The 12405-nt window shown below is 71.3% G+C and carries 10 protein-coding genes and 2 pseudogenes; 6 read left to right on the forward strand and 6 right to left on the reverse strand.

The window, feature by feature from the left end:
- The first annotated feature begins 60 nt into the window (after positions 1–60).
- Both ACWGJM_RS36445 and ACWGJM_RS36450 read left to right on the forward strand, forming a co-directional pair.
- On the forward strand, positions 61–597 hold the full coding sequence (locus tag ACWGJM_RS36445; RefSeq protein WP_453416044.1) for an ArsR/SmtB family transcription factor: 537 nt from the start codon (positions 61–63) through the stop codon (positions 595–597).
- On the forward strand, positions 594–1889 hold the full coding sequence (locus tag ACWGJM_RS36450) for an MFS transporter (RefSeq protein WP_453416045.1): 1296 nt from the start codon (positions 594–596) through the stop codon (positions 1887–1889). Before ACWGJM_RS36445 ends, ACWGJM_RS36450 begins: the two co-directional genes overlap by 4 nt.
- 87 nt (positions 1890–1976) lie before the next feature.
- On the opposite strand, the pseudogene ACWGJM_RS36455 reads toward ACWGJM_RS36450, so the two are convergent.
- The 5 genes and pseudogenes from ACWGJM_RS36455 to ACWGJM_RS36475 all read right to left on the reverse strand — a co-directional run.
- A pseudogene (locus tag ACWGJM_RS36455) lies at positions 1977–2858 on the reverse strand (Tn3 family transposase); the annotation flags it as partial.
- Between the two features lie 332 nt (positions 2859–3190).
- Positions 3191–4210, reverse strand: coding sequence for a cytochrome d ubiquinol oxidase subunit II (locus ACWGJM_RS36460; protein ID WP_453416046.1), 1020 nt, complete (start codon positions 4208–4210; stop codon positions 3191–3193).
- 48 nt (positions 4211–4258) lie between these two features.
- Positions 4259–5683 carry a cytochrome ubiquinol oxidase subunit I gene (locus ACWGJM_RS36465; protein ID WP_453416047.1) on the reverse strand — a complete coding sequence of 475 codons (1425 nt, stop codon included), beginning with the start codon at positions 5681–5683 and terminating at the stop codon, positions 4259–4261.
- A gap of 154 nt (positions 5684–5837) precedes the next feature.
- Positions 5838–6047, reverse strand: a complete 210-nt coding sequence (locus tag ACWGJM_RS36470) for a DUF6343 family protein (protein WP_453416048.1) — start codon at positions 6045–6047, stop codon at positions 5838–5840.
- A gap of 417 nt (positions 6048–6464) precedes the next feature.
- Positions 6465–7008 (reverse strand): annotated as a pseudogene (locus ACWGJM_RS36475) (IS5 family transposase); the annotation flags it as partial.
- A 341-nt stretch (positions 7009–7349) separates the two neighbouring features.
- Here ACWGJM_RS36475 and ACWGJM_RS36480 point away from each other — a divergent pair.
- Both ACWGJM_RS36480 and ACWGJM_RS36485 read left to right on the forward strand, forming a co-directional pair.
- Positions 7350–7730: a DUF2267 domain-containing protein gene (locus ACWGJM_RS36480; RefSeq protein WP_453416049.1), complete on the forward strand. Its 381-nt coding sequence runs from the start codon at positions 7350–7352 to the stop codon at positions 7728–7730.
- A gap of 150 nt (positions 7731–7880) precedes the next feature.
- Complete coding sequence (locus ACWGJM_RS36485; protein ID WP_453416050.1) at positions 7881–9029, forward strand: hypothetical protein; 1149 nt, start codon at positions 7881–7883, stop codon at positions 9027–9029.
- Positions 9030–9051: 22 nt separating this feature from the next.
- Here ACWGJM_RS36485 and ACWGJM_RS36490 read toward each other — a convergent pair whose 3' ends face one another.
- Positions 9052–9942, reverse strand: a complete 891-nt coding sequence (locus ACWGJM_RS36490; protein ID WP_453416051.1) for a LysR family transcriptional regulator — start codon at positions 9940–9942, stop codon at positions 9052–9054.
- A gap of 266 nt (positions 9943–10208) precedes the next feature.
- On the opposite strand from ACWGJM_RS36490, the gene ACWGJM_RS36495 reads away from it, so the two are divergent.
- The gene (locus ACWGJM_RS36495) at positions 10209–11396 is read left to right on the forward strand and encodes an MFS transporter (RefSeq protein WP_453416052.1); all 1188 of its coding nucleotides are present in this window, start codon (positions 10209–10211) and stop codon (positions 11394–11396) included.
- 102 nt (positions 11397–11498) lie between these two features.
- Positions 11499–12344: an aldo/keto reductase gene (locus ACWGJM_RS36500; protein WP_453416053.1), complete on the forward strand. Its 846-nt coding sequence runs from the start codon at positions 11499–11501 to the stop codon at positions 12342–12344.
- Positions 12345–12405 lie beyond the last annotated feature (61 nt).

Raw genomic sequence — 12405 nt, forward strand, 5'->3', positions numbered from 1 at the left:
TCTGGGAGTCCGCGCGAAATCCCGTTGCTCAATGGTCAAGAATCGTTGACCATTGCTCGCATGCCTACCGATGATCTTCCCGAGACGTTTCACGTCACCACTGACGAGCAGCTGCGCGCCGTCTCCAATCTCACGCGCCACCGGATCATGGCCGTGCTCCGCTTCGAGCCCGCGACGATCACGCAGATCGCCGAGCGGGTGGGCCTTGCGAAGGGGAGTTCCAGCTATCACGTACGGCTGCTGGAGCGGGCCGGCCTGGTGAAGGTGGTACGGACGCGGAAGGTGCGGGGTGTCACCGAGCGGTACTACGCGATGGCCGCGCGGGCGATCGTGCTGCCGGATCCGGGCGAGGGAGGGCCGGATGTGCTGATGCGCCATGCGGTGGCGGACCTGGAGGCGTCGCCGGTGGATGAGCGGCACGTACGGATGGCGCATCTGCGGCTCACCGGGGAGCAGTTCGCGCAGCTGGGTGCGCGGTTGCAGGCTCTGGCGGACGAGTACCAGGAGCTGTCCGATCCGTCGCTGCCGGACGCGTCACTCGTCTTCGCACTGTTCCACCCGGCACCGCGCGAGCAGGCCGAGGGGGGCGCCAAGTGACCTCAGACGTTCGGAAGTTGCCGACCGGGTTCGGACGGCTGTGGACTGCGCAGACGGTGTCCTCGCTCGGTGACGGGGTGTCGCATGCCGCGCTGCCGCTGCTCGCGTTGACGTTGACGCGGGATCCGATGGCGCTCGCCGTCGTCACGGCCGCCGGGACGCTGCCGTGGCTGCTCTTCGGGGTGCTCGGCGGTGCGCTGGTGGACCGCTGGGACCGCCGGCGCACGATGTGGGTCATGGACGCGGCGCGTGCGGTGCTGCTCGCGATACCGACGGCAGCGGCCGCGCTCGACGTGCTGAGCATTCCGCTGCTCGCGGCCGTGGCCTTCCTGCTCGGCCTCGGCGGACTCTTCTTCGACACGGCCGCCACGGCCTATCTGCCGGATCTACTCGGCCGCGACGCCGCACTCTTGGAGCGCGCCAACTCTCGCTTGCGCGGCGCCCAGACCGCCATGTCCGGCTTCGCGGGGCCACCTGCGGGCAGTGCGCTGCTCGCGCTCGGGCGGGCGGTTCCGCTGCTCGCCGACGCGGTGTCGTTCATGCTCTCCGCACTGCTCGTACGGTTGCTGCCCGCCATGCCCCGGCCCGTGCCGGAGGTCCGCGAGTCGCTGCTTCGGCAGGCGCGGGCCGGGGCCTCGTACGTCTTCCGGGACCGGTTGCTGCTCGGGCTCGCGCTCCGCCCGGCGGTCGGGAACGTCGCCTTCCTCGCCGTGGAGACCGTCCTCGCCCTCTTCGCGCACGACCGCCTCGGCATCGACACCTACGGCTTCGGCCTGCTCCTCACGGCGGAGGCCACCGGCGGCCTGCTCGGTGCAGGCATCGCCTCCTACCTTGGCCGACGACTCGGCACCGGCACCGCACTGACCTGCACAGCCGCAGTCGAAGGGCTTGCCATCCTGGGCTTGGCCGCCGCCCCGAACCCGTACGTGGCCGGGCTGGCGCTCGCCGTCTGCGGGGCCGGCATGGGCGCCACAATGGTGCTCGGGCCCTCCCTCCGGCAGGCGATCGTCCCGGCCCGCCTCATGGGCCGGGTCGCCTCCACCTCCCGCATGCTGGCCATGTGCGCCGCCCCCATCGGGGCCTTCCTCGGCGGCTGGCTGGCCACCACCTACGACATCCGCACCCCGCTCTACGCCGCCGCCGTCCTCCTCCTGGCGATGACGGCCGTCACGACATCCATGACCAGCAACCGCCGGGTCGAAGCGGCGCTGCGTGCCGCCGCTCCGGCCGACGGTCCAGATCACCCGGCATCCACGGATCCCGCCCAGAAGGGTGCACCCGACCTGTTGTGACGCCTGCCGCGAAGGCGTCACAACACGTCGGGTGCCAGGCTCCCGCGGGGCGCAACGAGTGGCCAGGTCACTCGGGTGTGCTGGCCGTCAATCCTCGTCGTCCTCGGCGGCGTCCGGGTCCCGGAAGGGGCGCGGGCCCTGGCCGGGGCCGCTGGCTTTGATGTTGAACAGGTAGCGGCCCAGGAAGTTGATGTGCAGGTCCTTGAACGGGGAGATCCGGGCGACGTCTTCGTCCTTGATGTCGTGACCCTCGGCACGGAGCCGGGCAACGGCGGCGTCCAGGTAGCGGGTGTTCCACAGGACCACGGCGTTGAGGACCAGGCCGAGAGCGGCGAGCTGGTCTTCCTGGCCTTCGCGGTACGCCTGTCGGATCTGGCCGCGGCCGCCGTGGCAGATCGCGCGGACGCGTCGGTGGCGGGATTCCTGCACGGTGAGCTGCCGGTTCATCAGGCGCCGGCAGGTGTCATCGACCGGGTCGACCAGGGCGAGCAGGTGCATGGTCTTGTCGATGCGCCCGTACTCGGCGAACGCGGCCCCCAGCGGGGTCGGGTGCCCTTCGCGGCCGAACATCCGCAGCAGGTCGTAGGCCCCGACCTGGTTGGTGATGAGCGACCCGGCCACCCGGAGCATGTCCGGCCAGTGCGTGGCGATCTTCTTCAGGTTGACCTTGTTGCACGCCACGTCCTCCAGCCGCCCATATCCGTCGGCCGGCTCCTCGCCGTCGGGCAGGTCGGCCCGCGAGAACCGCTGGTCGGCCAGGTCGCGGAAGCGTGGGACGAAGCGGAAGCCGAGCATCTTGTACAGGCCGAAGGCCACGTCGGAGTACGAGGCGTTGTCGGTCGCCACCATCTCCGGGCGCACTCCGCCGTCGAGGTTCAGCAGGGTGTCCAGGCTCTGGCCAGGGGCGTCAAGGCGGCCGAGGCCGTGGCCCCGACCCGCCCCCACCCAGGAGTGGAGTCCCGGGCCGCGAACATGGCCCAGGGCCCCCTGGCCGCCGTCATGGACCGCACGAAAGACGCCGTGCGCAAAGCCATGAGCAAAGACTGACACCTCCGGCAGCGGGGCGGTGGCCACCGCCCCGCTGCCGGGAGCTGCTGGCCGACCACTGCGCCGAGCCGGCTGGGCGCGCGTTGGTCCGCCGCACTCGATGGGCGGCAGAAGCCGAAGGACGCGAGTCGTCCCTACGACAGCCGGTCCCGGGGCGGCTGTCTGCTGCGGGCCCTCCGCGGAGGGCTTTCACCCCAGCAGTGCACAGACGGTCTGCGCGCCGCTGCCGTGCGGACAGGTGGAGGCCTGGCCGCTCATCGCGCGGGCCGGTGGCCGGGCTCTGAGGTGTCCGCGCGCTGGAAGGTGCCGTAGAGCAGCCAGAGGGCCGGGACCAGCAGGACGGCCCCGCAGGCCAAGGAGATCAGGCAAGCGGAGAGCACAGCCGGCTGGGAGGCTGCCTGGGTGACCGTGAGGCTCCCTACGAGCATGGCCGGGTACTGGGCGGCGCCCCAGGACCACAGGATCGCGGCGACCGCCAGCGCGGCCGCCGCACGCGCCGCGAGGTAGTGGCGCGTCATCAGCAGTCCGAGGCCCGTCACACCGCTGACCGCGCTGAGCACCACCAAGGGCAGCGCCCGGTGCGTGAGGCCGTGGAACAGTTCCGGAGCGTCGGCATGCAGCACCGCCGTACCGGCCAGCGCGACGACTCCGCTCGCGACACCGGTGACGACGGCCCGCCGGGCAAAGCTTTGGGCCAGCTCCGCATCGTTCTCGCGGGCCGTGTCCGCGCACAGATAGACAGCGGCCAGATGTGCGCAGGTCAGGACCGCAAGGACGCCGCCCAGCACCGACGTCGGGTTGAGCCAGCTAGTCAGCACATTCCCCTCGGCCAACCCGGCCGGCACTCGCCCGGACGCCACCCCACCCGCGACGGCACCCAGGAAGAACGGCGTGACCAACGAGGAGACGGCGAAAAACGCGCCGAACAGCCGCTGCTGCCACAGCTCGGTGCTGGCCTTGCGGAAGGCGAAAGCGGCGCCACGGGCGATGATGCCCAACGCCGCGAGAGTCAGCGGCACGTAGAGCGTGGACATCACGGCCGCGAAGACTGGTGAGAAGCAGGCCCACAGCATCACGATTACGAAGATGAGCCAGACGTGGTTCGCCTCCCAGATCGGACCGATGACGTGCTCGATGACCCGCCGCTGCCGCGCGCCCCGGCTGGCGCTCCCAGCGAGCAGGTCCCAGACCCCAGCGCCGAAGTCGGCACCCGCGAACAGGGCATAACAGGTCAGTCCGACCCACAGGACAGCCAGGGCGGTATCGATGAGCACAAGACCTCCAAGCGCATCGCAGAAGGCGGGGGTGGGGACGGGGGCGGATCAGACCACGGGATAGTCCCGCACGTCCGCCTCCTGGGGCGCGACCGGGACGGCCGTCCCGCGGACGAGGCGGCGCAGTACGTACACCGTCGCCACGGTCATCGCCGCGTACACCACGAGGACCAGCCACAGGCCGGTCATCAGTCCGGGCGCCGGGTTCACCGCGTCCCGCACACTCATCACCCCGTACACGATCCACGGCTGCCGGCCCAGCTCGGTGACGCTCCAACCGCTCTCCAGTGCCACCACGGACGCCGGACCGGCGAGCGCGGCCAGGGCGAGCAGCAGCCGGATGCCGCGCCGGTCGAGCAGGCCGCCACCGCTGCGCCGGGTGCGCCACCAGGCGAGGAGCAGCCAGACGCCGAGCGCGAGGAGGAAGAAGCCGATGGCGACCATGAGGTCGAAGGCCCAGTGCACCCCGGTGACCGCCGGCCACTGGCTGCGGGGCACCTGATCCAGTCCCTTGACCACCGTGTCCGTCCGGTATCCGACCAGCAGAGAGAGCCCGTCGGGCACCCGCAGGCCGTACTTCAGGCCTTTCTCGCCCGCGACGCCGCCGATGGTCAGGGGAATGTGCGAGCCGGTGCGGTAGACGCCCTCGATGGCGGCGAGCTTGACCGGCTGGTAGTCGGACAGGAAGCGGGCGGCCCAGTCGCCCACCACGATCTGGAAGGGCGTCGCCACCGCGCCGACGGTGAAGGGGATGGCGAAGCCTGCCCGGTGGTAGGCGTCACGGCGCCCCCGCAGCAGGGCGACCGCGTACACGGACGCGGTCAGGAACGAGGCCACCATGAAGGCCGCGAGGATCATGTGCACGGTCTGCGGCGGACTCGCCGGATTGAGCATCGCCGCCCAGGGGTCGACGCGCACGACCTTGCCGCCGCGCAGGGTGAAGCCACGGGGCTGGTTCATCCAGGCGTTCGCGCACACGACGAAGAACGCTGAGGCGGTGCCAGCGACCACGATGGGAATACCGGTGAGCAGATGCCTGCGCGGCGAAAGCCGGTCCCAGGCGTAGAGGTAGATGCCGAGGAAGATCGCCTCGATGAAGAAGGCGATGCCTTCCAGTGCGAAGGGCAGCCCGATGACCTGCCCGAACCTGCCCATCAAGCCGGGCCAGAGCAATCCCATCTCGAAGCTGAGAATGGTGCCGGACACCGCACCCACAGCGAACAGCAGACCCATCGCGCGTGCCCAGCGCCGCGCGAGCAACTTCAGTGCGGGGTCGTTACGGCGGACACCCAGCCACTCCGCGAGAAGGGTGAGGGCCGGCAGCCCGACACCCAGGCAGGCGACGACGATGTGCCACGCCAGAGAGAAACCCATCTGAGCGCGGGCGGCGGGCAGGTCCCCCTGGGTGGCGGCCCCTGCGGAAACCAGAACGGGCCAGGACCCGAGGGCTGCGGTGACTGCAGGCACAGGCATGCTCCCGCATCTTCTGGAACAGTGTCGCGCCACGTGGGAGCGGCGCGCGGTCACTGCCGAGGTAACCCCCCGGCGGCACTGGCAAACCAGGCGGAGCGGGGCGCGCTGGAACCTGATCAATCCGACGGGTCGCCGTTGGCTCGCCGCCGCAGACCTACGGCGCGGTCGGCACACTCACGTCGACGCCTCCGCGCTGCCACCACCACGAGGCGCCGCTGCCCGGACTGTCACCGGGCCCCTGGTGAACGGCCCAGAGAGCGAAGGCCGCGGTGGCAGCGGCGAAGAGCGGCAGAAAGACGGCGGACAGCGCCAGCCGCAAGCCGAGGACGCTGCGTGCGGTCGCGGGCTCGGTACCGCTGCGCACCCAGCGGCGGCCGGTCGCCCGGAACGGGAATGGGGATAGAAGGGACGCGTCCTGCATCGTCCGCCATTTGATCCGTTGTCGACGAGGTAGCGAACAGCGTCGATCATCTGCCGGTGGCAGTACCCCTCCGGCCGACCGCCCCGACCCGCCAGCCATCCCGGAACCGGCAGCAGATCCCGCACCGACGCCCACTCGGCATCGCTCATGTCCGAGCCGTACCGGGACCGGCGCTCCGGCCGGTCCGCCGCGTTCCCGAACCTGTGGGCGAGACAGTGACAGCCAGGAGTGTCCGCGATCCCTTGTTAAGGGCGGGGCGTTCCGAAGGAGCGGTTGTTCCTGGAGGCGTTCGAGCGCCGGGACCGCGACACCTCGTGGCTGCCGGGTGGGCGCCTTGCTTCAAGAACTCCTATCGGAATGGGCAAACGCGCGCTCCACGACCCACCGTTGGGGGCCCAGGCCGGAGCCGTGCTCGGTGCCGCGGCGGGCTATCAACGGCTTCACACCGAGGTCCCAGACCAGGCGGCGGTACTTGTCGTGGTCGTAGCCGCGGCCGGCCAGCACCACGTCCGGGCGGCGCCGGGGCCGGCCGCGCTTGCCCCGCACCGGCGGCACGGCTTGAAGCAGTGGGATCAGCTGAGTGACGTCGTTGCGGTTGCCGCCGGTCAGAGTGGCGGCGAGCGGGATGCCGGTGGCGTCGGTGATCAGGTGGTGCTTGCTGCCCGTCCTGCCCCGGTCAATGGGGCTTCGTCCGGCCCTGGAGCCCCTTTATCGCGCGGACATGGGAGCCGTCGACGGCCGCCCGGGAGAAGTCCAGGACGTTCACGCTGCGAAGCTCGGCGAGGAGGACCTCGTGCAGCCGGGGCCAGACGCCAGCCTCGGTCCACTCGGCGAGGCGGCGCCAGCAGGCCATGCCAGAGCCGAAGCCGAGCTCCTGTGGCAGGTGTTCCCAGGCAATCCCGGTGTTCGCCATCGTGGCGAGTTCCGTGATCGGCACCTTCTTCATGGCCTTCCACTCGGCCCAGGGGCTCGCAGCCGGGGCTGCCCCAGATGATCCCAGTCGCGGCCCCCAGTTCGGCTACGTCGGCGCCCTCATGGTGTGGCTCTTCGCCTATGTGTAATACGCCGGATTCAACGTCTTCAACACCATCCTGGCCGGCGAGGCCCCGCACACCACGGTGCACGGAGTCGTCAAGCTGTGGGTGGTCGTGGTCACCGCCGTCCGTGCGCGGGCCGGGTCGGCGTGGCAGGCTTGCAGGGGGGCCGCGCCGTTCGTCGCAACACAGCAGCGAAGGGGTACGACGCATGGATGAGAAGGAGTTCCTCCGTACCGTCGCCGAGCGCACCGGACTGAGCCAGCAGGAGGCGGCGGACCTGACCTGGGCCACGCTCGAGACGCTGGCCCACCGGCTGAGCCCGGGGGAGGCCAGGGACCTGATCACCGAACTCCCCGAGGGCCTCGCGGAGGCGGTGCGCCGGGGAACCACGGACCGCATCGAGCGCTTCGGCCACTACGACAGCGTGCGGCGCGTGGCCGAACGCACCATGCTCAAGGAGGAGGAAGCCGACCGGGGTGTGCGGACCGTACTGGCCGTGCTCCGGGAGGCGATCAGCGAGAAGGAGTTCAACGACCTGATGTCGCAGCTCGGAACGGACTTCTCCCAGGCCCTCGAATCCGCCGGGTGACCCCGGATCCTTCGGCACGCCGACCGCGCCACGGCGGCAGCGGCGCGGACGCTGCGTGTGCGCCGGGGACGGACGGCACGGTGGGTGGCACCCGCGGACCGCTGGTCCCTCGCGGCCGCCATGGCGTGAGGCGCACACGAAGGTGTGGTCATGACGGCTGACGTGCCCGAGACGTCCTCCGGCAGAACCGTGCGCGTCGTGCTGGTGGCCGACCCCGGCCTGCCGTCGGAGATCGCCCGGGCTCTCGCCCCCCGGTTGCCCGACCATCTCCGCCGGGCAGTCCGTGCTCGGGTCAGATGGCAGGTCGACACGATGACCGCTCCGCTCAGCGCGAGCGAGCAGGCCGACGTCTCCGACATCGCCGAGGCCGTCAGCAGCCACCTGGACGGTGCCGAATGGGACGTGGCGATCTTTCTCACCGACCTTCCGCGGCGGGCCCGGCTCTACCCGATCAGCGTCGAGGTCGACACCGCGCTCCGGGCCGCGCTCATCTCCCTTCCCGCCCTTGGGGTCCGCCGCCTTCGGCGCCGGGTGCGGCAGGCCGTCGTGGATGTCGTCCGAGAACTGGTCGCGCACGAGGAGACGCCCAGGCACCCGGAGGTGATCGGCCGCCCGCCGCGCGAACCGGTACCGGACACCCGTCCCGGCTCCGAACAGCCCCAGCGTTACGTCGTGCCCGGCCTGCGCGGCCACACCCGACTCGTCGCCGGCATGGTGTACGCCAACCGCCCCTGGCGGCTGTTCGGCTCCCTCTCCCGGGCCCTGGCGGGCGTGTTCGCCACGGCTACGGTCCTGTTCATCAACAGCGCCGCCTGGAACCTCGCCACCGAACTCGGCGCCGTGCAGCATGCCGTCATCACCGCTGTGTCCGCCGTCGCGCTCACCCTGTGGATCATCGTCGACCACCAGCTCTGGGAACGCGGCGCCCACCTCCCCGCACGGCACCACCCCCTGTACCCCTACAACCTGGTCACCCTGGTCACCATCGCGCTCGCGGTGGCGGTGCTGGGCACGGCCCTGTTCGCGACTCTGGTCGCCGTCTCCTTCCTGCTGCTGGACGCGTCCGTCCTCGGCAAGTTCATCGGACGGCAGGTCGGCGTCGGCGACTACCTCTTCCTGGCCTGGTTCATCACCGCCATCGCGATGATCGGCGGGGCCTTCGGCACCGGCCTCGAAGGGGACGAGAAGGTGTCCGACGCCGCCTATGGACGACGGCAGCGTGAGCGTCAGCGGATGCTGCGGCAGATGTCGCGGCCGGAGCGAGGCGGACGCGGGGGGCCGGACACCACCGACGAGTGACGCCCGGGCCGCGGCCCGGGCGTCACAGGGCGATGACGTGGAGGTCGACCAGGTCGAGCAGCGCCCGCAGGGCCGAGCTGGGCCGCCGGGTCGACGACGTGCCGAGATGCATGCTCCAGCGGAGCATGGTGCCGTGGACGTCCAGGACGTGCAGGCCGGGGGTGCGGGCAACGGCGAACGCGGGCAGGAAGGCGATGCCCAGACCGTGCCGGACCAGTGCCGCCCCCATGTCGATGTCGGGCACTTCCAGTGCCACCCGGCGTACGACGCCCGCCGCCGCGAACGCCCGGTCGACCACCTCGCGGTTGCCGTAGCCCGGCGGGAAGTCCACGAAGGGCTCCCCCGCGAGGTCCGCAAGTGCCACCTCCCCCCGCTGCGCCAGCGGATGCGCGCCGCTCACCACCAGGACGAGCGGCACGGTGGCCAGCTCCCGTGCGTCGATCCCGGCGGGCTTGTGCTCGGGCAGCGACAGGAAGGCCACGTCCAGGTCCCCGCTGAGCAGCGCGTGCGCCAGTCCCGCCGAGCCGGTCGTCGCCAGCCGCAGCCGGACGTCGATCGCCGGATGCCGCGCGTGCAGCTGCCCGAGGAGCGCAGGCAGATCCACCACCTCGACCGAGGCCATGGCGCCCACGTTCACCGTGCCGCGCAGCGTGTCCTGTGCGGCTCGCACGGCGTCCTGCGCCGCCTGGGCGGCGTGCAGGGTGGCCCGAGCCTCCGGCAGCAGCGCCGCGCCCGCCCCGGTGAGCCGGACGTGCTGCGACGTGCGCTCGAACAGCTCGCAGCCGAGCTCGCGCTCCAGGGAGCGGATCGCGGCGGACACCCCGGACTGGACCACGTGCAGCCGACGGGCGGCACGCGTGAAACTCAGCTCCTCGGCGACCGCGATGAACTGCTCCAGCTGACGTAGCTCCACACGAGAAGTATCACTCGCATTGCTCGAGCCCAGCAAAAACATTCGTTGGCATTGATCCTGGCTGGTGAGGAGGATGGAAAGCGTCATCCATTTCCGCCCGAGGAGGGGTACCCCTGCCTGCCGTTCCGACGCCGCTGAGCCGTCCCACAGCCGACGCTCCCGGCGACCCGACCCACCGGATCCCAGCACCCGCTCCCGCCGACCTGCCGCCCCGCGCCCCCGCCCGGCGCCGTGCCTCGCACGCGACCGGCTTCTGGTTCGTGGCGGTGGCCTTCACCGTGCTGATGGCCTTCGGCACCGCGCCGACCCCGCTGTGGCCGCTGTACGAGGCCCGGGACCACTTCGGCGCGACCACGGTCACGGTGGCGTACGCCTCGATGGTCGTGGGCGCAGCGGCCGCCTTCCTCGGACTGGGACACCTGTCGGACCGGCTCGGCCGGCGGCGCGTCATCGTCCCGGCGCTGCTGGTCGGCATCGTCGCCTCGGTCGTACTGATGGTGTGGCGGGACCTGCCGGGGCTGATCGCGGGCAGGATCCTGAACGGTGTCGCACTGGGGCTGATGGCCTCGACCGCGACGACGTACCTGCACGACCTCCACCACGAGGCCCGTCCGGAACGGACGGGTTCGATGCTGCCCGGCATCGTGGCGACCGCCGCCAACCTCGGCGGCCTGGCCTCAGGGCCCCTGGTCGCCGGAGCCGCCGCCGAGTGGCTTCCCACGCCCCTGATCACCACCCAGGCGATCTTCACGCTCGCCATGGCACTGTGCCTGGTGCTGGTGCTGTGCACCCCGGAGACCGTGGACCTGGAGCTGCCCGCGGCCGAACCACCCAGCAGGTTCGTCCTGCGCCCCGGCGGCCGGCGGACGTTCGGCGCGGCCGGCGCGCTGGGCGCCTTCGCCTTCGCGATCCTCGGCCTGATCTCCTCCCTCGGGGCGAGCGTGCTCCACGGCACCCTGCACACCGACTCGCACCTCGTGGTCGGCCTGGCGGCCTTCCTCATGTTCGGTTCCGCGGCGGCCGCCCAGCTGGTGCTGGGACGCCTCCCACTGCCCCGGGTCCTGACCGTGGGGGCAGTGGTCTTCCCGGTCGGTCTGGTCCTGTGCGCCGTCGCCCTGTACCACCCGGCGCTCTGGCTCTACCTGGTCGCCGTGTCCCTGTCGGGAGCCGGCTCCGGGCTGCTGTTCAAGGGAGGCGTCGAACGTGCCGGTTCAGTGGCCGAGCCCGCCTCACGCGCGGGGGTCCTCGCCGTGTTCTTCGTCGTCGCGTACCTCGGAATGGGCCTGCCCTCCGTCCTGTTCAGCATCGCCCTGCGGCACTTCGCCGTGCAGACCGCGATGATCGGCTTCGCGGCGGTCCTCTCCTGCGGCGCCGTTGTGTCGGTCGCCGTCGCGTTGCGCGACCGCGCACCCGGTCCCGGCGCGCTCTCGGCGCAGTCCGCTCGTCCCTCCTGACCCCCCGGCGGCGCATGCGACACCGGTTGCCTGGGAGGCGCGGACCCGGGCACTCGGTGCGGGTGCGCGTGACACGGATCCGCGGCAGACGGGAGGTACGAGATGTCTGTGGAATCGGCCAGAACGATCGCACTCCCCTCCGGTGAGGAGATCGCGGCACTCGGGCAGGGCACCTGGTACCTGGGCGAGGACCCGGCCCGGCGGGAACAGGAGATCGCCGCGCTGCGGCTGGGCGTGGACCTGGGCATGACCGTCGTCGACACGGCGGAGATGTACGGCGACGGCGCAGCCGAGGAGCTCGTCGGGGAGGCCCTCCAGGGACGCCGGGAGGAGGTCTTCCTTGTCAGCAAGGTGCTGCCCGGCCACGCCGACCGGAAAGGCACCGTCGCCGCCTGCGAGGGCAGCCTGCGGCGGCTCCGTGCGGAACGGCTGGACCTCTACCTGCTGCACTGGCGGGGACGGTGGCCGCTCGAGGAGACCCTTGCGGGATTCACCGACCTGATGGAGGCGGAGAAGATCCGTTACTGGGGCGTGAGCAATCTGGACGTCGCCGACATGGTCCAACTGACCACCCTCCCCGGCGGCGACGCCGTGGCCGTCGACCAGGTTCTGTACAACCTCTCCCGGCGCGGCATCGAGTGGGATCTGCTCCCCTGGTGCCGCGAGGCCGGGGTGACGGTCATGGCCTACTCCCCGATCGAGCAGGGGCGACTGCTGAAGGTCGAGGCTCTGGGCGCCGTGGCCCGGGCCCTCGGAGCCACGCCGACCCAGGTGGCACTCGCCTGGGTGCTGGAACAGGGGGTGGCCGCGATCCCGCGTTCCGGATCACCCCACCACGTTGGGGAGAACCGCGACGCGGCGGACCTCCACCTTCCTACCGAGGCGCTCGACGCCCTCGACGAGGCCTTCCCGCCGCCCAGCGGGCCCACGCCCCTGGAGATGCTCTGAAGGAGTTGACAGGATGGCACGCCCCCCCGCTCGTCGTCGGAATGGAGTGTTCGCTGCGCAC

It is taken from the genome of Streptomyces sp. NPDC054834 (assembly GCF_053611185.1).